Below are 20,402 nucleotides of genomic sequence, written 5' to 3'. Positions count from 1 at the left end.
CCCCGTGGTGGTGCGACGCAGTGTCATGGACTGGGCGCTCACTTGCTGACGGTGGTGCGCTTGACGTTGATCTGCTCGTGCCCGACCTCGTTGGCGTCGAGCGCCTCGGCCTCGGCCTCGTTCACGACCCGGCTTCCGTCGGATGCGAGGAAGCCTTCCTTGAACTTGTCGGTGGCCTTGATCAGCGCGGCGGCGTTGTCGGCGTCGAGCGCCTTGCCACCCTTGATGCTCGAGTACACGTCGGAGGCACTGCGGTGCAGGTCTTCCAGCAGCTCGGTCTCGAACCGGCGCACGTCACCGACGGGAACGCTGTCGAAGACGCCTTCACCGGCGAGGTAGATCGAGACGATCTGGTCCTCGACGGGAATGGGGCTGTACTGATCCTGCTTGAGCAGCTCGACCAGGCGAGCACCACGCTCGAGCTGCGCCTTCGACGCGGCATCGAGGTCCGACGCGAAGGCGGAGAATGCTTCGAGCTCACGGAACTGTGCCAGCTCCAGGCGAAGCGAGCCGGACACCTTCTTCATGCCCTTGGTCTGCGCGGCACCACCGACACGGGACACCGAGATACCGACGTTGATGGCGGGACGAACACCCTTGTTGAAGAGGTCCGACTCGAGGAACACCTGACCGTCGGTGATGGAGATGACGTTGGTCGGGATGTACGCCGAGACGTCGTTCGCCTTGGTTTCGATGATCGGCAGCGCCGTCAGCGATCCGCCGCCGAGCGCGTCGGACAGCTTCGCCGAACGCTCCAGTAGACGGGAGTGGAGGTAGAAGACGTCACCGGGGTAAGCCTCACGTCCCGGCGGGCGACGCAGCAGCAGCGAGATGGCGCGGTAAGCCTCGGCCTGCTTGGTCAGGTCGTCGAATACGACCAGAACGTGCTTGCCCTGGTACATCCAGTGCTGGCCGATGGCGGAACCGGTGTACGGAGCGAGCCACTTGAAGCCGGCGGAATCGGATGCGGGGGCGGCGACGATGGTGGTGTACTCCATCGCGCCCTGCTCCTCGAGGGCAGCCTTGACGCCTGCGATGGTCGAGCCCTTCTGGCCGATCGCGACGTAGATGCAGCGAACCTGCTGCTTCTCGTCGCCGGACTCCCAGTTGGCCTTCTGGTTCAGGATCGCGTCGATGCAGACGGCAGTCTTGCCCGTCTTGCGGTCGCCGATGATGAGCTGACGCTGTCCGCGGCCGATCGGCGTCATGGCGTCGATGGCCTTGATGCCGGTCTGCAGCGGCTCCTCGACGGGCTGGCGCTCGAGCACGGATGCTGCCTGCAGTTCGAGGGCGCGGGTCTCGTTGCTCTCGATATCGCCCAGGCCGTCGATCGGCTGGCCGAGGGGGTCCACGACGCGTCCGAGGAAGCCGTCGCCGACGGGAACCGACAGAACGTCGCCGGTCCGCTTGACTTCCTGGCCCTCCTGGAGGTCCGCGTAGTCACCCAGGATGACGGCACCGATTTCGGTGGCGTCGAGGTTGAGGGCAACGCCCAGGATTCCGCCGGGAAACTCCAGCAGTTCGTTGGCCATCGCCGAAGGCAGGCCACTGACGTGCGCGATGCCGTCGCTGGTGTCGGTCACAACGCCGACCTCCTCGCGGGAGGCCTCCGGGGAGTAGCTCGCGGTGTAGTTCTCGATCGCGCTACGGATCTCGTCGGAGGAGATCGTCAGCTCCGCCATGATTGTTCCTGCTCTCGGTGTCTGGTTTTCGGAAGTATCTGGGTATTGATTCGGAAGCGGACTACTTGAGGGACTTCCGCAACGCTGCGAGACGCCCCGCTGCGCTGCCGTCGATAACCTCGTCGCCCACCCGGACGACCAAGCCGCTGAGGAGCTCGGGATCGACCTCCACGTGAACCGTCACCGGCTTCCCGTAGGTACGGGTGAGGGCGGCGGCCAGCCGATCGGTTTGCTCACTGCTCAGTGTAGAAGCGCTCCGAACCTTCGCGACGACGGCTTCTCGCCGAGCTGCCGCCAGATTCGCCAATGCGTCGAACGCATCCGCGGGGGCGGTCGACTTCAACCTGCCCACTGCCTGAACGGCCAGCGCCTCCGTGACAGCAGTCACCTTGCCGTACAGCAGCTTGGAGAGCAGGTCACGCTTGGCTTTCGCCGAGACGGATCGATCGGAAAGCGCCTGTTCGAGTGTCGGGTCACCTGCGACGATTCGACCGAGACGGAACAATTCGTCCTCGACCCCGTCGAGCTGTCCCTGGTCGGCCGCTGCCTTCAGCAGCGACTCCCGACCGAGAAGCACCAGCGAGTTGAGCAGGTCGGAGGTGGTGGACCAGTTCTGGCCCACCGCCGCCTTCACGGTGGCGAGGGTCTCCGCGGAGACCTTGCCACCGAACACCTGCTCGGCCAGGCCTTCGCGAGCGCTCCCGGCCGCCGAGTTGTCCGCCAGCGCACTGCGAAGAGTGCGCTGAACGTCCAGGGTCTCGACGACCGTGAACAGCTCTGCCCCGGTCTGGGCCGCGGCCGCGGTGGCTGCTCCGGCAGAGACGGATCCCAAGGCCGAAGACAACGCAGCACGTGTCTGCGTCAAGGCCTCACGGCTCGCTGCGTACATGGTGCTCACTTCCCTGCTGCGGAATTTGCGCCGATGGCGTCGAGCTCGTTCAGGAATCTGTCGACCGTGCCGGCCCGCTTGACGTCGTCGGAGAGCGACTCCCCGATGACCTTCTCAGCGAGGTCGACCGCGGTGCGTCCGAGTTCGCCACGCAGTTCGGTGACGATCTGCTGCCGCTGAGCAACCAACTGGCTGTGACCGGAGGCCACGATGCGGTCGCTCTCTTCCTGAGCCTGTGCCTTCATCTCGGCGAGGATCTGCTGCCCCTGGGTGCGCGCGTCCTCACGGATCTGCGCAGCTTCGGTGCGAGCTTCGGCGAGCTGGGCACGGTACTGCTCGAGCGCCGCCTTCGCCTCGGCCTGGGCTTCTTCGGCCCTCTTGATGCCGCCGTCAATCTGTTCGGTTCGCTCGGCAAGGACCTTCTGGAACATCGGAAGGACGTACTTCCAGAAGACGAAGCCGACGACGAGCAGGCAGACGAGCGACCAAACGATGTCATACGTCGCGGGCAGGAGAGGGTTGTGTGTCTCTTCCTCTGCCGCGAGCAATGCGATGTTGGTTGCCATGACGGTCTTAGAAAATGAAGCCGGCGACGAGGCCGATCAGCGCGAGAGCTTCGGTGAAGGCGATACCGAGGAACATGGTGGTACGAACCTGTCCGGCCATCTCGGGCTGGCGAACCATGCCCTCGATCGCCTTACCGACAACGATGCCCACGCCGATGCCGGGGCCGATCGCGGCGAGACCGTAGCCGATGGCTCCGAATCCCGTCGAGTTGGTTTCCTGGACAGCTTCCTGAGCGAGGTAGGCGAGGCTCATGGTGTTCCGTTCCCTTTCTGTTGACCTCCGCCGGATTCGGCGGGAGGCTCAGTTCTTGGTGTAGCTGGTCGTGGAGATGTTGGTGCTAGTGCGAATCCGCGTGCAGAGCCAGGTCGATGTACACCGACGTGAGCAGCGCGAAGACGTAGGCCTGCAGGAAGATCACCAGCAGTTCGAAGAAGGTGAATGCAATGCCGGCGGCGAGCGATGCCACACCGAACACGGCCTGGAAGCCACCTGAGGTGAAGAAGAAGAACTGGGTGGCACTGAAGAACAGCACCAGCAGGATGTGGCCGGCCAGCATGTTGGCCATGAGACGCACCATGAGCGTGAACGGCCGCAGGACGAAGGTGGAGATGAACTCGATCGGCACGAGCAGGAAGTGCAGGGGAAGCGGGACGCCGGGAACCACGATGCTGCTCTTGACGTACTTGAAGAACCCGTACTTCTTGATGCCCACGTAGTTGAAGACGATGTACGCCAGGGCAGCGAGCACCAACGGCATGCCGATGCGCGCGTTGGGCGAGATGTTGATGAACGGGATGATGCTGCCGAGGTTGCTGGCGAGCACCAGGAAGAAGATCGTCGTGATGACGGGCAGGAAGCGCTTGCCTTGTTCCTTGCCGAGAATCTCTTCCGCGATGTTGATCCGGACGAAGTCGAGAGCGATCTCGCCGATGTTCTGGACACCGCGGGGAATGATCTTCGGGCTGCGCATCGCGATGACGAAGAAGATCATCATGAGGGCGGACAGCAGGATGCGAACCAGCATCAGGCGGTCGAGTTCGAACGGAGTCCCTTCGAACAGGACCGCGGGCGGGAAGAAGTCGTTCAGGGAAGGCGGATGGAATTCTCCAGCAGCCACGTTGATGACGCTCAGCGTTCTCTCCCGTAGTCGGTCCGCAGCCTTCGTTGACTGCGGTTCGATCGGACATTGACGATCAAACAAGTCGACAAGCTCGACTCGCGTATTCGTCAGCTGCTGTGGACTCCAGGGAGTCCAGCGTCTGTCGGTGTCGGCGACTCTCGTCGACTCGGCGGCCTTGAAAGTGCGACCGCCTGCAAGCATGCAATACCAGCCAGTAACTTACTCGCCGTCTCATTGCTCTCGCTTGACCCAGACCTTATCAAGTCATCTACGACGTTGTGTAGACGGGGTCCGGCTCGATTCAATTTTACTACATCCCGTAGTACTACTGGGCGTCCTTCTCCCCCGGTTCGGCATCGCCGGCTGCGCGTGGCTCCACGTACGGGGCCTTCACGCCAAGTACCCCATAGGTTTCCGCACCGAGCACGATCACCAAGGACAACACGATGACCAATACCAACGCCGTTTTGTCGTAGAAGTCGAGCGGTTTCAGGATCGCCAGGACCGTGATCGCGAGGATCATTTTCAACAGCCAGGTACCGAGCAGCACCGCCCCCGCAGTCGTGGCGGGAAGCTTGGCCGTGAACAACACCCCGAGGGCCGTGCAGAGGATGAACCCTCCGCCGACCGCCGCGCCCAACAGCGCGCCGTAGAGACCGGGCATTCCTGCGAGCAGAGTCGCAACGATGGAACCGACCACTGCCAGCACGATCAGGCCGAGGACGCCGTAGCGGACGGCGGCCCGCAACGAGGCGGTGTGATCGGGAGCAGGCGCGGGGATGAACGTCACGGTCGCCAAGGGTAGTGGATCGTCCTCGGCGCACCGCAACCGTGACCTCACGTCTGGCGGTCGTGCTGTTGCCCCCGGATGGAGGGTACGGCCGTGACCACCAGCGCGAAGACGAGTCCGCCGGCCACCAGGAGCACCACTACGCGGCGGTCGAACAAGGCAGATCCGACCGCACCGAACGCCAGCACGCCGACCCACAAGTAGATGAGCAGGACCACTCGCCGATGCGAATGCCCGATCTGCAGGAGACGGTGGTGAAGATGCATCTTGTCGGGGCTGAACGGACTGACGCCTGCGCGCGTACGCCGGACCACGGCAAGCAGCAGGTCGAGGATCGGGATGAACATGACGGCGCCGACGAGCAGCAATGGCGACAGAAGACCCAGAAGGTCGCGGGTGCCGTAAGCGGTCAGCGGAATGCGGCCGGAGGCGCTGGTCGAGATCGCCGCGAGCATCAGGCCGATCAGCATCGACCCGGAATCGCCCATGAAGATGCGCGCAGGCTGGAAGTTGTGCGGCAGGAAACCGAGACAGGCGCCTGCCAGTGCTGCGGCGATCAACGCCGGCGGATAGGCGCTCACATCACCGCCCTGATCGTGGAGCAATCCGACCGAGAACACGCAGATCGCGAGCGAGGAAATCAGCCCGAGACCTGCGGCGAGACCGTCGAGGCCATCGACGAAGTTCATGGCATTGACCATCACCACGGCGACCGCCACCGTAACCAGTCCCGCCTGCAGCTGGTCGAGAATCACCGTGGTGCCATCGCCGAACGGAACGTAGATGATGAACCAGCTGACGCCCATCACGACGAGGATTCCGGCGGCCGTCACCTGGCCCACGAACTTGGTCAGCGCGTCGAGACCCCACCGGTCGTCGACCACCCCCACGAGAACGATGACGAACCCCGACACCAGGGCCGCGGGGATGTCGGAGGTGAACTCGAATCCGCGGGTGAGCGCGGGTAGTTGCTGGGCGAACAACAGAGCGACCAGCATGCCCAGGTACATTCCGACGCCCCCGAGTCGGGGCGTGGGCGTGACGTGCACGTCCCGGTCCCGAGGCACCGCCACTGCCCCGAACCGCAGGGCGAACAGCCGGACTGCGCCGGTGGCGAGGTAGGTGACCACCGCGGCAGTGAAGAGGACGAGCAGAAGTTCACGCAGAGGGACACCCGCACCCCCACCTGCTTGAGCCAGCACCACGCCGGCGGATTCGGCAGCAATCACTGGGCAGACGCTACCGTTGCCCCGCGCAGCCCGGTCATGCCGTCGCGGTCCCCTCGAGCAGACTCTCCGCCGACACCCCGAGGACGTCGGCGACGTCACCGGTGGGTACGGCACCTTCCCGGAGAATGCGGGGGCTCGCGCCGGTGAGGTCGACGATGGTGGAGGCCCGGCCTTGTTCGGCGCGTCCGCCGTCCAGGTACACGCCGGCCGATCCGCCGAGCTGGTCCCGAGCTTCCTGGACGGTGGTGGCCGGCGGTTGTCCCGAGACGTTGGCGCTCGACACCGCAAGTGGTCCGACTTCACGTAACAGTTCGAGGGCGACCGGATGCAGGGGCATGCGAAGCATCACCGTCCCGCGCGTATCACCGAGGTCCCACGCCAGCGAAGGAGCCTGCTCCACAACAAGACTCAGGCCACCCGGCCAGAAGGCCCGAATGAGGTCGCGGGTGTGCGGGCGCACGCTGTACACGAGGCCGTCGATGGTGTTCCACGATCCGACGAGCACCGGCACAGGCATATCGCGGCCACGGCCCTTCGCCCGCAGCAACGCGGCGACCGCATCGCCGTCGAATGCGTCGGCGCCGATCCCGTAGAGGGTGTCCGTGGGCAGGACGACGAGTCGTCCAGCCTTCAGGGCGTTCTTGGCCGCACTCATTCCGGCGGCGCGGGAATCGGGGCGGCCACAGTCGTAAACGGTACTCACCGGCTCATTCTTTCATCCTCGCCTGCGGCCTCCGCACGCTGCGCCTCGACATCGGTCGCGATGCGCCGAGCCACCACGAAGCGGGGCTTGCCCGCGAGGTCGGGGTGTTCCGCGACGTCACCGAACACCCGACGCGCCGCGAACAGCGCCGCAACGTCCGCACCATTGGTGTCGTCGTGCTCGATTCCCACTGCTCCCCCGATTCTCAACCACCGCGCGACATTCGAGATCATCGGCTTGATCACAGATAATCCGTCCGGTCCGGCGAATAGTGCGCTGTGCGGGTCGTGATCCGCCACTTCCGGCTCGAGTTCCGCGCCCTCGGGAATGTACGGCGGGTTGGCAACGATGAGGTCGACTGCACCTTCGAGGCCGGTCAGGATCGTCCGGTCGGTGACGTCGCCCTGGTACAGCTTGATCGGGGTGTCGCCCGCTCCAGCGCGGGCATCGGCATTGCGCCGCGCCCAGGAGAGCGCGTGCGGTTCGAGTTCGACGGCGTGCACGACGGCGTCGGGGCGGGCGTGGGCAATGGCGAGCGCGAGCGCACCCGACCCGGTACACAGATCCATGACGACGGGTGGGTGCTGGTCGCAGCTTCCCAGGAACGCGAGCGCCCACCCGAGGAGAAGTTCGGTCTCCGGGCGCGGAACGAAGACGCCGGGACCGACCTCGATGTCGATGTCACCCATGGCGGCGGTTCCGAGGATGTACTGCAGCGGGATTCGCTTGGCGCGCTGTTCGACCATCTTCTTGTAGGCGTCGATCACCGACTCGTCGACCAGCGGCACGAGACCCAGTCGGGTCCTCTCCACCCCCAGCAGATGGGCAGCCAGCATCTCGGCGTCCGCGCGGGCGCTGTGCACCCCTGCCTCGTCGAGTTGCGCAGCTGCATCGATCAGGGCCAGGCGAAGGGGAAGTCGGCTCACGGGTACAGACTGCCACGCCCGGGGACCGGTGATACTCCGGTCCTGGGTACCGCGTTACTCCGCGGCGAGCCGTGCCTCACGATCCGCCTTGCCCAACGCGTCGAGGAGAGCGTCCAATTCACCGTCCAGGACGGCATCGAGATTATGCGACTTGAAGCCGATTCGGTGATCGGTGATGCGGTTCTCCGGGAAGTTGTAGGTGCGGATGCGCTCGGAGCGGTCGACCGTGCGCACCTGGCTCTGCCGCCCGGCCGATGCCTCGGCGTCTGCTGCTTCCTCGGCCGCTGCCTGGAGGCGAGCGGCCAGCACCTGCATGGCCCGCGCCTTGTTCTGTAGCTGGGAGCGCTCGTTCTGGCACGTCACAACGATTCCGGTGGGCAGATGCGTGATCCGCACCGCCGAGTCGGTGGTGTTCACACCCTGACCGCCCTTACCGGAGGAGCGGTAGACATCGATGCGCAGATCAGTCTCGTCGATCTGCACCTCCTCGACCTCTTCCGGTTCCGGATAGACCAGGACGCCGGCAGCCGAGGTGTGTACCCGGCCCTGCGACTCGGTGACGGGCACGCGCTGCACGCGGTGGACGCCGCCCTCGAACTTCAGACGGGCCCACACCCCGTCCCGAACCTCGCCCTTCGACTTGATCGACAGGGTCGCGTCCTTGTATCCACCGAGGTCGGACACTGTCGCATCGAGAACCTCGACGCGCCACCCGTGCCGCTCGGCGTACCGGACGTACATACGCGCGAGGTCGGACGCGAACAACGCCGACTCCTCACCGCCCTCGCCCGACTTCACTTCGAGTACCACGTCGTCACCGTCGTGCGGGTCGCGCGGCGCGAGGAGATCCGTCAGTGCCTTGTCGAGCTCGAGCACTTCGGCCTCGAGTGCGGGCACCTCGGCCGCGAAGCTGGAATCGTCGACGGCGAGCTCACGCGCGGCTGCGAGATCGTCCTGCGCAGCCTTGAGCTTGCTGTACGTCGACATGATGGGCGCAAGCTCGGCGAAACGCTTCCCGGCTTTGCGGGCCGCGGAGGCGTCGTTGTGCAGCGCTGGGTCGGACAACTGCTGCTCGAGGCCGGCATGTTCGGCCAGGATGTCGTCGATCGCCGACGGCTGGGTCGTCCCTGCCATGATGGGCTCCACTCTCGTCTCAGCGCGCGCTGCGCACTACGGGGTGCCGAGGGAAACGGCACAAAAAAGCCGACGCCCGGCCTGCAATTATCGCAGGACGGGCGTCGGCGGACCAGCTAGGACTCGGCAGATTCCTTTGCTGCGCCCTTGCCGGCGCGCTTGCCGTAGCGAGCCTCGAAGCGGGCAACGCGTCCACCGGTGTCGAGAATCTTCTGCTTACCGGTGTAGAACGGGTGGCACTGCGAGCAGACCTCGACGTTGATCCGTCCGGTCTCCTTGGTGCTTCGGGTCTCGAAAGTGTTTCCGCAACCACAGACCACGGTGGTGGCCACGTAATTGGGGTGAATGCCTGACTTCATGGTGTCCCTTTCAATGGTCGCCGGGTCGCCTTCGCCATTCGAAGACGTGAACCGGAACCGGACTCAGCCGTTCAGTATGCCAGATCGCGCGAGTGCGATCCCAATCGGCATGTGTGCTTGCGGAGAGATCAACGCCGCTCCCCCGCATTTAATTCCACCTGCTCTGTACTGGAGAAACGGCAAAGCCCGGCGACAGGTCGCCGGGCTTTGCCGTGTCGAGCACTCAGTCGTCGATCGCGCCCGGAGCGGTCTTCGACACCTGCATGAGGAACTCGAGATTGCTCTTGCTCTTCTTGAGGCGATCGATCAGCAGATCGATGGCCTGGTGCGAATCGAGACCAGACAGCACCCGGCGGAGCTTGTGCAGCACCGCGGCCTCATCCGGACTGAGCAGCAGCTCGTCCTTACGCGTTCCCGAAGGATTGACGTCGACAGCCGGGAACACCCGCCGTTCCGCGATCTTGCGGTCGAGCTTGAGCTCGGCGTTACCGGTGCCCTTGAACTCCTCGAAGATCACGGTGTCGCCGGTGGAACCGGTCTCGACCATGGCCGTCGCGATGATCGTGAGCGAACCGCCGTTCTCGATGTTGCGGGCTGCACCGAGGAAACGCTTCGGCGGGTACAGCGCTGTCGAGTCGACACCACCGGACAGGATGCGGCCCGACGCCGGCGACGAGTTGTTGTACGCGCGGCCGAGACGAGTGATCGAGTCGAGAAGGACGACGACGTCCTTACCGGCCTCCACCAGACGCTTCGCACGCTCGATGGCGAGCTCGGCGACCGAGGTGTGGTCTCCCGGCGGGCGGTCGAAGGTCGAGGAAATGACCTCACCCTTGACCGATCGCTGCATGTCGGTGACCTCTTCTGGACGCTCGTCGACCAGCACGACCATCAGGTAGCACTCGGGGTTGTTGGTCGCGATCGCGTTGGCGATGGCCTGCAGAACGCTGGTCTTACCGGCCTTCGGCGGGCTCACGATGAGCGCGCGCTGACCCTTACCGATCGGCATCACGAGATCGATGACGCGGGTGGTGAGGATGTTCGGCGTGGTCTCGAGACGCAACCGCTGATTCGGGTACAGCGGGGTGAGCTTCCCGAACTCGGGGCGCTTCTTCGCCGCCTCGATGTCGCCGCCGTTGACCGTGTCGATCCGCACCAACGGGTTGAACTTCTGGCGCTGATTTCCCTGGTCACCCTCGCGTGCAACCCGGACGGCACCGGTGATCGCGTCGCCGCGGCGAAGTCCGTTCTTTCGGATGAGGTTCATCGACACGTAGACGTCGTTGGGGCCCGCGAGGTACCCGGACGTCCGCACGAAAGCGTAGTTGTCGAGGACGTCGAGGATGCCGGCTACCGGCTGCAGGACATCGTCTTCCCGGATCTCCGTCTCACGCACGTCCCCGCCGCCGCCTTCGCCGCGGTCGCGCCCACGACGACGCTCGCGGAAGCGCCGTCCACGTCGTCCGCGGCCGCCTTCTTCGTCGTCGCCGCCCCGGTTGTCACGGTTGTCGCTCGTGCGCGGGCCGTTGTTGCTGCCCTGGTTGCGATCACCCCGGTCGCGGTCACGTTCGCGCGTGTCACCGCGGTCCCGCTCGCGGGTGTCGCCGCGGTCGTTCCGGTCACCACGGTCGCTGCCGCGGTTGTCCCCACGCTCACGCCGCGTGCGGTCGCCGGACTGCTCACCGGAGCCGTCCTGCCTTCCGGACTTTTCCGCACTGTCCTGACGGTCGTCGACCTGCTTGCGCTCGGCCTGCTGGGTGTCGACGCCATTCTGGACGGCAGCATTCTGCGAGGGAGCGTCCTGTCCGCTGTCGGCCTGGTCGCCCTGCTCAGGGGCACCTGCCCGGCGGGAGGAGCCACGGCGCTGACGCCCGCGTCGGCCCCCCTCGGGGACATCGGTGTCGGCCGCGCTGCCGTCGGCGACTGCAGGTTCCGGCGCCTTGCTTTCGGCCGCCTTCTCGGCGGTCTCCTGCTGCGGAGACACGTCGAGGGCAGTCTGCGCGGGCTGCTCACGCTTGGTGCGGGACGTCCGGGTGCGGGGCGCGGCCTCGGTCGTCGCAGCGGCCGGCGCCGACGAGGCGCCCTGCCGATCCTTGATCGCGGCGATCAGGTCGCCCTTACGCATCCCTGAAATGCCTTTGATACCGAGCTCGCCCGCAAGGGCACGGAGCTCGGTCAGCACCATCCCGGACAGCCCGGCACCTCGGCGCGCCTCGGCGCGCTTTGTGGAGGCCGTCACTGCACCGTTTTCCGGTGCGGTCGATGACGCCTGTGAAGAGTCGCCTGCCTGCGCGCCAACGGTATCCACCGAGGAGGCGTCCGCAGGAGCGGCGATGAGGTCCGTATCGGTCACGGAGGTCCTTTCCTTCCCTCACTCGCGCTGCGCAGAGTCGAGGGTTCGTCCCGTAATCCGGTTCAGTACCGAATTCGGATGTGCCGTACGTCGTTGCTTAGCTGAACTGCCGGCTTGCCCGCCATCACATCACCTTGAACAGGCGCACTCGCAATCCCTACACAACAGAAAGTGCGGAGGATCGTGCCAGGAGCCGTCAACCCCGATTGACCTGGAGTAATCGCCCTGGTGAAGCACCGGCGTCTGATGCGCACGATGTACGGACATTGCCCAGGATAGCTGTGAACGACCGTAGGGGCAAGAAGACCCGTTTCCGGCGTGTCAGCTGATCCGGACGCCTTCGGCGACGTCGAGTTCGAGGACCTGCAGTCCCTCGGCCTCCGCCTGTACTCGGAGATCGTCCGGTAGCGGCTCGGTACTCAACGCGAGGACTGTCGGTCCCGCACCGGAGACCGCCGCGGCAATGCCGGCTTTCCGCAGCAAGGAGATCCACCGGGTGGTCAGCGGAAGGGCGGGAGCCCGCTGAACCTGGTGGAGCCGATCCTCAGTGGCCGGCATCAGAAGGTCCGGCCGTTCCGTGAGCGCCACCACAGCGAGAGCGCCGCGACTGACGTTGAACGCGGCGTCACGGTGCGCCACGACCTCGGGCAACAATCCCCGCGTGTGAGCGGTCGACGAACGCTCACCCGGGATCAGGGCGATGACCCGGATCGCGGGATGCACCGTCAGGGGCACCGCGTAGTAGCGATTCCCGGACGTGGAGGCGCCCGCGGATTCCTGATCTTCACAACTCCACGACACCACGGCGCCGCCCAGCACGCTCGCCGAAGCGTTGTCGGGGTGCCCCTCGAACTCGGACGACAACTGGACCAGTTGGTCGGGCGAGAGGCCGAGTGCGGGATCGAGCTTCATCGCGAGACCGTTGGCCGCGGCCAACCCGCCGACCACGGCAGACGCGGACGACCCCAGGCCCCGCGAGTGCGGTATTGCATTGCGGCACACGACGTCGAGGCCCTCCGCCCACACGCCGGCCGACTCCAGACCACGTTCGATCGCGCGTACCACCAGATGGGAGGGGCCCCACGGCACGTCCTCGGCGCCCTCACCCTCGACACGAATCTTCAAACCCGAACCCGTGGTGGTGACCGTGATCTCGTCGTAGAGCCCGAGCGCGATGCCGAGGGTGTCGAATCCGGGCCCGAGATTGGCGCTCGACGCCGGCACACGGGCAGTCACGGTGAGCCCGGTGGGCAGGGTCTGTGTCATGTCTGCGGTCTGATCCTGCGGCGTGATGGGCGTGGGCGCCACCACTACGCCAGCTCGAGGGCCGACGCGACAGCGACAGGATCGACCGGAATGGGTTGCACGACAGGCATACCGGCGAGTGCGGTATCCGGGTCCTTCAATCCGTTGCCGGTGACCGTGCAGACCACGGTGAGTCCGGAGTCGAGCCAGCCTTCCTTCCGGGCGGCCAGCAGTCCTGCGACACTCGCCGCCGAGGCGGGTTCGACGAACACACCTTCGGTGGAGGCGATCAGTCGGTACGCCTCGAGGATTTCCTCGTCCGTCGCGGCGCGGAAGGCCCCGTGCGACTCCTCCTTCGCGGCGACCGCACCGTTCCAGGACGCGGGCGAACCGATGCGGATGGCCGTCGCGATGGTCTCCGGGTCCTTGACGGGTGCACCGTGGACGAGCGGGGCGGCACCTGCCGCCTGAACGCCCAGCATGCGAGGCTTCACGCTCGTGAGCCCGTCGGCGTAGTACTCGGAATAACCCCGCCAGTAGGCGGTGATGTTGCCGGCGTTGCCGACGGGAAGCGCGTGGACGTCCGGGGCCTTGCCCAATGCATCACAAATTTCGAAAGCGGCGGTCTTCTGGCCTTCGATCCGGACCGGGTTCACCGAGTTGACCAGGCCGATGGTCGGGAACTCGGCCGTGGTCTTGCGCGCCAGCTCGAGGCAGTCGTCGAAGTTGCCCTCGACCTGGATGATCCGGGCGCCGTGCATGACCGCTTGCGCCAGCTTGCCCATGGCAATCTTGCCCTGCGGTACCAGCACCGCGCAGCTCATCTTCGCCTTGGCGGCGTAGGCGGCCGCCGAGGCGGACGTATTGCCCGTCGACGCGCACAGCACAGCCTGCTGACCGCGCGCCAGGGCGTCGGTCACGGCCATCGTCATCCCGCGGTCCTTGAAGGAGCCGGTGGGGTTGAGACCCTCGACCTTGAGGTAGACGTCGCAGCCCGTGATCTCGGACAGATGCCCGGCGGGAAGCAGCGGCGTGCCGCCCTCACGGAGGGTCACCGTCTTCCAGTTCGGTCCGATCGCGAGGCGGTCACGGTAGGCCTCGATCAGCCCCGGCCATGGAGTGTGCACGGGGTTGCGGGTGCCGGTCATTGTTCGGTGCCTTCCAGTCGCAGCACGCTGGTCACAGCGGTGACGAATTCGAGTTTGCTCAATGCCTCAACGGTTTCCGACAACGCGGAGTCCGTCGCGACATGGGTAACGACCACCAGCCGGGCACCGTCGCCCGCGCCTTCCTGCCGCACCGTCGAAATGCTCACGCCGTGCTCGGCGAATTCGGCGGCAACGGCCGACAGCACACCGGCCTTGTCCGTCACCTGCATGTTGACGTAGTAGCGCGTCGGGATGTCGCCGATGGGCGCGATCTTGAGCTTGGCGTACTTCGACTCGCGCGGACCGCGGCCACCGTGCACCTTGTTCCGCGCGGCCATCACCAGATCACCCATCACAGCGGACGCGGTGGGGGCACCGCCGGCGCCCTGACCGTAGAACATCAGCCTTCCGGCGTTCTCGCCCTCGACAACCACGGCGTTGAATGCTCCGTTGACCGACGCGAGGGGGTGACTCAGCGGCACCAGCGCCGGGTAGACCCGTGCGGAGATGCGCTCCTTGCCGTCGGGTGTGGGGATGCGCTCGCAGATGGAGAGCAGCTTGATAGTGCAGTCGAGGGCCCTCGCCGACGTCAGGTCGGCAGCGGTGATGTTGGAGATACCCTCGCGGTACACATCACCCGCGGTGACCCGCGTATGGAAGGCGATGGACGCGAGGATAGCGGCCTTCGCCGCGGCGTCGTAACCCTCTACGTCGGCGGTGGGATCGGCTTCGGCGTAGCCGAGTCTTCCCGCCTCCGCGAGCGTTTCCGCATAGTCGGCCCCGGTTTCGTCCATGGCCGACAGGATGAAGTTGGTGGTGCCGTTCACGATTCCGGCGACCTTGTTCACCCGGTCACCGGCAAGGGACTGGGTGAGCGGGCGGATCACGGGGATCGCACCGGCGACGGCCGCCTCGAAGTACAGGTCGACGCGGTGCAGCTCTGCCGCCTCGGCGAGTTCACCGGTGTGCTCGGCGAGGAGGGCCTTGTTGGCGGTGACGACGGACTTGCCGGAGTTCAGTGCCGACAGGATCAGCTTGCGCGGAAGGTCCATGCCGCCGATCACCTCGACGACGATGTCGACGTCGTCGCGCGCCACGAGCGAGTCCGCGTCCGTGGTCTGCAACTCCTCCGGTATGCCCCGGTCCTTGCCGGGGCGGCGGACCGCCACTCCCCGCAGTTCCAGGGGCGCACCGACGCGGGCCTCGAGGTCTTCGCTGTGCTCTTGCAGGATGCGAACCACCTCGCTCCCGACGTTGCCGAGGCCGAGGACGGCCACTCCGATAGCGCGATGCGCCGATTCGGTCACACCGACAGCACGTTGCGCCGATTCGACGGTCACTCTTGTACCTCCAAGCTGAGCAGGTCTTCCACGGTTTCCCTCCGGAGGATCACGCGCGACTGTCCGTCGCGCACCGCCACCACGGCAGGACGGGTGAGCAGGTTGTACCTACTCGACATCGAGTAGCAGTATGCACCGGTGGCAGCGACGGCAAGCAAATCGCCGGCATCGATGTCCTCGGGCATCCAGGTGTCACGGATGACGACGTCGCCGGATTCGCAGTGTTTACCCACGACTCGCGACACCACGGGTTCGGCTCCGCTGACTCGGGAGACGAGCTTCGCTTCATATTCCGCTTGATACAGCGCCGTGCGGATGTTGTCGCTCATTCCGCCGTCGACACTGACGTAGCGGCGAGTGAGCGCGCTCCCGACGGTGACGTCTTTGATGGTGCCGACCTCGTAGAGCGTGACTGTCCCCGGCCCGGCGATCGCTCGTCCCGGCTCGACTGCAAGGGTCGGCTCGGGCAGGCCGGCGAGAGCGGACTCGTTGCGCACGATGTCGCCGAGTTTGGCCGCCAACTCGTCCACGGGCGGAGGATCGTCGCTGGGCACATACGAGATGCCCATACCGCCACCGAGGTCGATGATCGAGATCTGGGCGGTCTTGTCCACACCGAACTCGGCGACGACGTCGCGGAGCAGCCCGATCACCCGGTGTGCTGCCACCTCGAATCCGTCCACGTCGAAGATCTGCGAACCGATATGGCTGTGCAGCCCGACGAGACGCAGATTGTCTGCGGCGAATACTCGCCGGACCGCGTCGATCGCCTTGCCGCCTGCCAGTGAGAAACCGAACTTCTGGTCCTCGTGGGCGGTCGAGATGAATTCGTGGGTGTGCGCTTCCACTCCGACCGTCACACGGATCAGGACATCCTGTACGACACCGGCTTCGGCGGCGACTGCGTCGAGGCGGTCGATCTCCATGGACGAGTCCAGGACGATGTGGCCCACTCCGGCCTTCACTGCCGCCTGAAGTTCGGCGACCGACTTGTTATTGCCGTGCATGGCGATTCGCTCCGCCGGGAACCCTGCATGCAACGCAATCGCCAATTCACCGCCCGAGGCGACGTCGAGCGACAGCCCCTCGTCTGCCACCCAACGGGCGATCTCGCCGCAGAGAAACGCCTTGGACGCGTAGTGGACTTTGGCCGAGGGCCCGAATGCGCGCGCCATGTCACGGCAGCGGGAGCGGAAATCGTCCTCGTCGACGACGAACAGTGGCGTCCCGTACGTCTCCGCGAGTTCGGTGACCGGAATCCCGGCCAATCGGACGACTCCGTCCGGACCGCGTTCCGCGTTGCGGGGCCACACCTCAGGAGCGAGCGCCGCGAATGCCGTTGCGTCGGTGGGACGTTCGGGCAGTCCGGGCGCGTGTAGCTGTTCGGCGTGCTTGGGACCGGCGGGATGCGCGTTCACATCTGCTCCGGGGCGCTCACGCCGAGGAGCGCGAGACCGTTTGCCAGTACCTGACGCGAGGCGTCGCACAGAGCGAGCCGCGCGACATGCAGTGGCCCGACCTCCTCGTCGCCCTGAGGCAGAACCCGGCACGCGCCGTAGAACCGGTGGTAAGCGCCGGCCAGCTCTTCGAGGTACCGCGCAATGCGGTGCGGCTCACGGAGATTCGCCGCACTGGTGACGACGCGCGGATACTCGCCGAGCGTGCGGATGAGATCACCCTCCTGCTCGGAGACCAACAACGCGAAGGCCGGATCGGCAACCGTGACACCCAGCTCGGCGGCGTTGCGCGCAATGGCCGACAACCGGGCGTGCGCGTACTGCACGTAGTAGACCGGGTTCTCGTTGCCCGTGCTGGTCCACAGCTCGAGGTCGATGTCGATGCTCGAATCCACCGACGAGCGGATCAACGCGTATCGCGAGGCGTCGACACCGATGGCCTCGACCAGGTCGTCGAGCGTGATCACCGTCCCGGCCCGCTTGCTCATCTTCACGGCGACCCCGTCGCGGACCAGATTGACCATCTGCCCGATCAACACCTCGACGGTGTCCGGGTCGTCGCCGAATGCGGCGGCCGCGGCCTTGAGCCGGCCGATGTAGCCGTGATGATCCGCGCCGAGCATGTAGATACACAGATCGAAGCCGCGCGCACGCTTGTTTTGGAAGTAGGCGATGTCCCCCGCAATGTAGGCCGCGTTGCCGTCACTCTTGATGACGACACGATCCTTGTCGTCACCGAAGTCGGTGCTCTTGAGCCACCAGGCACCGTCCTCCTGGAAGAGACTGCCGGAGGACTTCAAGGTCTCGACGGCCTTCTCGACCGCACCGGACTCGAACAGCGAGTTTTCGTGGAAGTAGACGTCGAAGTCCACTCCGAACTCGTGCAGGGTGCGTTTGATGTGCGCGAACATCAGGTCGACTCCGAGCGAACGGAACACTTCCTGCTGCTCACCCGCCGGAAGTTCCAGTGCATCGGGACGCTGCGCGAGCACCTGAGCCGCGATGTCGGCGATGTATGCACCCGCGTAACCGTCGTCGGGAGCAGGTTCCCCCTTGGCGGCGGCGATGAGCGACCGGGAGAAGCGGTCGATCTGGGCGCCGTGGTCGTTGAAGTAGTACTCGCGTGTGACGGCGGCACCCTGGGTGGACAGGATGCGGCCGAGCGCGTCACCGACAGCAGCCCAGCGCGTACCGCCGAGGTGGATGGGTCCGGTCGGGTTTGCGGACACGAACTCCAGGTTGATCTTCTTGCCGTCGAGGGTGTGCCCGGATCCGTACGCGGTGCCCGCTTCGAGGATCTTGGCGACGATGGCGCCCTGGGCGTCGGCGGCCAGGCGGATGTTGAGGAAACCGGGGCCGGCGATATCGGCACTGTCGATACCCTCGGCGGCGGTCAGCGCCTCGGCGAGCCAGGTCGCGAGTTCGCGGGGGTTGGTGCCGACCTTCTTTGCCACCTGCATCGCGACGTTGGTGGCGTAATCACCGTGCTCGGGGTTGCGCGGGCGCTCGACCGTGAGAGTTTCGGGTAGCACGGACACGTCGAGTCCACGTTCGGCGAGCACCTTCGCGGCGGTTCCGCGGAGCAGTTCGGCAAGGTCAGCTGGAGTCACAGGTATCTATCCTATGGCCAAGACGTCCCGGGCGGTGACCCGCCTGGCCCGGAGTCCCACAGACGGCCGGATAGGCCCCGACCGGCGTGGCGGATGCCACTCTCCCAGCTTGCGCTCAGGGTGGGTAAGTAGAGTGGGGTCGCCCTGAGTCCCGGTCTCAGCCTCGGGCGAACCGGGGTAGAGCGCCCGTAACCCACACACCGAAAGATCACAATCGATGCCAAGCGGTTCGGATAGTCGCGGTCCCGGTAAGAACTCCGGTGCCAAGTCGGCCAAGGCCATCAAGGCCGCCAAGAGAAAGAGTGGCGGCGCGAAAGCCAAGGGCGGCGTCTCCGCGCCCCGGCACATTCCGTGGCTGACGATCGGTGCGTCGGCGGCGGTCCTCGCGCTCGTCGCGATCCTCGCGGTCAACCTGGTGCCCAAGTATCAGGCGAAGGAGGAGGCCCAGCGGTACGCACCCAGTGCCGAAAATCCCGACCCTTCGGTCAACATCGACGGCGTGCTGAAGATCGACTACCCGGCCGGCATCCACATCCAGCCGACGCAGCGCGTCGCCTACGACCAGTCACCTCCGTTCGGCGGCCCGCACGACGCCATCTGGGCGACGTGCACCGGCACCGTGTACGCCAATGCGATCCGCACCGAGAACGCAGTGCACTCTCTCGAGCACGGCGCCGTGTGGGTCGCCTACAACCCCGACACGCTGTCTGCGGAGCAGGTCGACACACTGCAGGACAAGGTGGACGGCCAGAGCTACACCCTGATGTCGCCGTACCCGGGGCTCGACAGTCCGATCTCTCTGCAGTCGTGGGGCCACCAGCTGAAGCTCGACAGCGCCGACGACGAGCGGATCGATCAGTTCATCACGGCCCTGCGTATCAACAAGAACACCTACCCGGAGGTCGGTGCCAGCTGCTCGACCATCCCCGGCTCCGGTTTCGACCCGGACAACCCGCCCCCCTTCGATCCGAGCGCACCCGGCACCGACGCAGTGCCGATGGACGGTGGCGGCATCGCGCCGGACCAGTCCGAGACCGGCGGGGCGGGAGCCCAGTTGCCGAGCGATTTGCAGCTGCCCTCCGACCTGCAGCAGGCGCCCGCCGAGGGCGGTAATGGCTGAATCGGCCGACTCCGCACCCGGATCCGGAGTCGGGTCCGGGGCCGAGCCGGCCCACTCCAGGCCGAGTCAGCGCGCCGCGCTCTTGGTGATCGGAGTGATCGGCGCCGTCGCACTCGGTTTCGCCCTCGGATTCCTGGCGCGACTTCCACTGCAGGACAACAACTCTGCGGTTCCCCAGGCGGGATCCGTCGATGTGGGATTCGCCCAGGACATGAGCGTGCACCACAGTCAGGCGGTGGAGATGTCGGCGATCGCCATCCGGAACACGAGTGATCCCACCGTCCGGACTCTCGCCTACGACATTCTGACCACCCAGCAGAACCAGCTCGGCCAGATGCAAGGATGGCTCTCGATCTGGGATCAGCCGTCCCTCCCGTCCGGCGGCTACATGGGCTGGATGGCGTCGGAGCACGACGGCGGACACGATCATTCCTCCGGCGAGAACGCACATACTGGGTCGATGCCGACGATGCCGGGAATGGCGTCGTCCGAGGACATGGCCAGGCTGCGACAGGCCACGGGGACCGCGGTCGACGTCGAATACCTCCAGTTGATGTTGCGACATCACCAGGGTGGACTGCCCATGATGGAATACGCCGCGCAACGGGCCTCCGAGCCCGCCGTCCGCGGGCTCGCACAGACCATGGTCGAGACCCAGCAGGGCGAGTCGAGGTTGCTCACCGACATGCTCACCGAACGCGGCGCCGCTCCGCTCCCGATGAACTGACGG

Annotated in this window: 19 protein-coding genes; 2 read left to right on the top strand and 17 right to left on the bottom strand. The window is 65.9% G+C overall.

What is annotated here, in order from left to right:
• Positions 1-38: 38 nt before the first annotated feature.
• The 17 genes from atpA to argS all read right to left on the bottom strand — a co-directional run bounded on the left by atpA (position 39) and on the right by argS (position 18,552).
• Positions 39-1,682 (bottom strand): F0F1 ATP synthase subunit alpha, encoded by a 1,644-nt coding sequence (gene atpA, locus CBI38_RS10710; RefSeq protein WP_109328703.1) that lies wholly within the window; start codon positions 1,680-1,682, stop codon positions 39-41.
• A gap of 61 nt (positions 1,683-1,743) precedes the next feature.
• Complete coding sequence (locus CBI38_RS10705) at positions 1,744-2,571, bottom strand: F0F1 ATP synthase subunit delta (protein WP_204164906.1); 828 nt, start codon at positions 2,569-2,571, stop codon at positions 1,744-1,746.
• Between the two features lie 5 nt (positions 2,572-2,576).
• Positions 2,577-3,137, bottom strand: a complete 561-nt coding sequence (locus CBI38_RS10700; RefSeq protein ID WP_109328699.1) for a F0F1 ATP synthase subunit B — start codon at positions 3,135-3,137, stop codon at positions 2,577-2,579.
• 7 nt (positions 3,138-3,144) lie between these two features.
• Positions 3,145-3,390: an ATP synthase F0 subunit C gene (locus tag CBI38_RS10695; protein WP_005252955.1), complete on the bottom strand. Its 246-nt coding sequence runs from the start codon at positions 3,388-3,390 to the stop codon at positions 3,145-3,147.
• Between the two features lie 85 nt (positions 3,391-3,475).
• The gene (gene atpB / locus CBI38_RS10690) at positions 3,476-4,255 is read right to left on the bottom strand and encodes a F0F1 ATP synthase subunit A (RefSeq protein ID WP_109334994.1); all 780 of its coding nucleotides are present in this window, start codon (positions 4,253-4,255) and stop codon (positions 3,476-3,478) included.
• Positions 4,256-4,583: 328 nt separating this feature from the next.
• Entirely contained in the window at positions 4,584-5,057 is a 474-nt protein-coding gene (locus CBI38_RS10685) for a hypothetical protein (protein WP_109328697.1), read from the bottom strand.
• 38 nt (positions 5,058-5,095) lie between these two features.
• The gene (locus tag CBI38_RS10680; protein ID WP_109328695.1) at positions 5,096-6,277 is read right to left on the bottom strand and encodes a glycosyltransferase family 4 protein; all 1,182 of its coding nucleotides are present in this window, start codon (positions 6,275-6,277) and stop codon (positions 5,096-5,098) included.
• A gap of 34 nt (positions 6,278-6,311) precedes the next feature.
• Complete coding sequence (locus CBI38_RS10675) at positions 6,312-6,980, bottom strand: L-threonylcarbamoyladenylate synthase (RefSeq protein ID WP_109328693.1); 669 nt, start codon at positions 6,978-6,980, stop codon at positions 6,312-6,314.
• The gene (gene prmC, locus CBI38_RS10670; protein ID WP_109328691.1) at positions 6,977-7,906 is read right to left on the bottom strand and encodes a peptide chain release factor N(5)-glutamine methyltransferase; all 930 of its coding nucleotides are present in this window, start codon (positions 7,904-7,906) and stop codon (positions 6,977-6,979) included. Before prmC ends, CBI38_RS10675 begins: the two co-directional genes overlap by 4 nt.
• Positions 7,907-7,960: 54 nt before the next feature.
• Entirely contained in the window at positions 7,961-9,040 is a 1,080-nt protein-coding gene (gene prfA / locus CBI38_RS10665) for a peptide chain release factor 1 (RefSeq protein ID WP_109328689.1), read from the bottom strand.
• Positions 9,041-9,156: 116 nt separating this feature from the next.
• Positions 9,157-9,399 carry a 50S ribosomal protein L31 gene (gene rpmE / locus CBI38_RS10660; RefSeq protein ID WP_109328687.1) on the bottom strand — a complete coding sequence of 81 codons (243 nt, stop codon included), beginning with the start codon at positions 9,397-9,399 and terminating at the stop codon, positions 9,157-9,159.
• Between the two features lie 223 nt (positions 9,400-9,622).
• Complete coding sequence (rho, locus tag CBI38_RS10655) at positions 9,623-11,752, bottom strand: transcription termination factor Rho (protein ID WP_109328685.1); 2,130 nt, start codon at positions 11,750-11,752, stop codon at positions 9,623-9,625.
• Positions 11,753-12,073: 321 nt separating this feature from the next.
• Entirely contained in the window at positions 12,074-13,018 is a 945-nt protein-coding gene (thrB, locus tag CBI38_RS10650) for a homoserine kinase (RefSeq protein WP_109334993.1), read from the bottom strand.
• Positions 13,019-13,062: 44 nt separating this feature from the next.
• Positions 13,063-14,145, bottom strand: coding sequence for a threonine synthase (gene thrC / locus CBI38_RS10645; RefSeq protein WP_109328683.1), 1,083 nt, complete (start codon positions 14,143-14,145; stop codon positions 13,063-13,065).
• Positions 14,142-15,428 (bottom strand): homoserine dehydrogenase, encoded by a 1,287-nt coding sequence (locus CBI38_RS10640; RefSeq protein ID WP_109334992.1) that lies wholly within the window; start codon positions 15,426-15,428, stop codon positions 14,142-14,144. Before CBI38_RS10640 ends, thrC begins: the two co-directional genes overlap by 4 nt.
• A 53-nt stretch (positions 15,429-15,481) precedes the next feature.
• Positions 15,482-16,903 (bottom strand): diaminopimelate decarboxylase, encoded by a 1,422-nt coding sequence (gene lysA, locus CBI38_RS10635; RefSeq protein ID WP_109328681.1) that lies wholly within the window; start codon positions 16,901-16,903, stop codon positions 15,482-15,484.
• The gene (gene argS / locus CBI38_RS10630) at positions 16,900-18,552 is read right to left on the bottom strand and encodes an arginine--tRNA ligase (protein WP_109328679.1); all 1,653 of its coding nucleotides are present in this window, start codon (positions 18,550-18,552) and stop codon (positions 16,900-16,902) included. The genes lysA and argS overlap by 4 nt, the downstream gene beginning before the upstream one ends.
• A gap of 217 nt (positions 18,553-18,769) precedes the next feature.
• On the opposite strand from argS, the gene CBI38_RS10625 reads away from it, so the two are divergent.
• Both CBI38_RS10625 and CBI38_RS10620 read left to right on the top strand, forming a co-directional pair.
• Positions 18,770-19,672 (top strand): DUF3105 domain-containing protein, encoded by a 903-nt coding sequence (locus CBI38_RS10625; protein ID WP_109328677.1) that lies wholly within the window; start codon positions 18,770-18,772, stop codon positions 19,670-19,672.
• Positions 19,665-20,399: a DUF305 domain-containing protein gene (locus tag CBI38_RS10620; protein ID WP_109328675.1), complete on the top strand. Its 735-nt coding sequence runs from the start codon at positions 19,665-19,667 to the stop codon at positions 20,397-20,399. The genes CBI38_RS10625 and CBI38_RS10620 overlap by 8 nt, the downstream gene beginning before the upstream one ends.
• Positions 20,400-20,402: the final 3 nt, after the last annotated feature.

This window comes from Rhodococcus oxybenzonivorans (assembly GCF_003130705.1).
GTDB lineage: Bacteria > Actinomycetota > Actinomycetes > Mycobacteriales > Mycobacteriaceae > Rhodococcus_F > Rhodococcus_F oxybenzonivorans.
This window is presented reverse-complemented; position numbering and strand designations above follow the sequence as displayed.

What these genes read in the sequence shown, in the direction of transcription:
- rpmE (WP_109328687.1), bottom strand. Translation starts at nt 9,399, where the DNA reads ATGAAGTCAGGCATTCACCCCAATTACGTGGCCACCACCGTGGTCTGT.
- CBI38_RS10625 (WP_109328677.1), top strand. Translation starts at nt 18,770, where the DNA reads ATGCCAAGCGGTTCGGATAGTCGCGGTCCCGGTAAGAACTCCGGTGCC.
- thrC (WP_109328683.1), bottom strand. Translation starts at nt 14,145, where the DNA reads ATGACCGGCACCCGCAACCCCGTGCACACTCCATGGCCGGGGCTGATC.
- atpA (WP_109328703.1), bottom strand. Translation starts at nt 1,682, where the DNA reads ATGGCGGAGCTGACGATCTCCTCCGACGAGATCCGTAGCGCGATCGAG.
- CBI38_RS10705 (WP_204164906.1), bottom strand. Translation starts at nt 2,571, where the DNA reads ATGTACGCAGCGAGCCGTGAGGCCTTGACGCAGACACGTGCTGCGTTG.
- CBI38_RS10695 (WP_005252955.1), bottom strand. Translation starts at nt 3,390, where the DNA reads ATGAGCCTCGCCTACCTCGCTCAGGAAGCTGTCCAGGAAACCAACTCG.
- prfA (WP_109328689.1), bottom strand. Translation starts at nt 9,040, where the DNA reads ATGGCAGGGACGACCCAGCCGTCGGCGATCGACGACATCCTGGCCGAA.
- CBI38_RS10620 (WP_109328675.1), top strand. Translation starts at nt 19,665, where the DNA reads ATGGCTGAATCGGCCGACTCCGCACCCGGATCCGGAGTCGGGTCCGGG.
- thrB (WP_109334993.1), bottom strand. Translation starts at nt 13,018, where the DNA reads ATGACACAGACCCTGCCCACCGGGCTCACCGTGACTGCCCGTGTGCCG.
- CBI38_RS10700 (WP_109328699.1), bottom strand. Translation starts at nt 3,137, where the DNA reads ATGGCAACCAACATCGCATTGCTCGCGGCAGAGGAAGAGACACACAAC.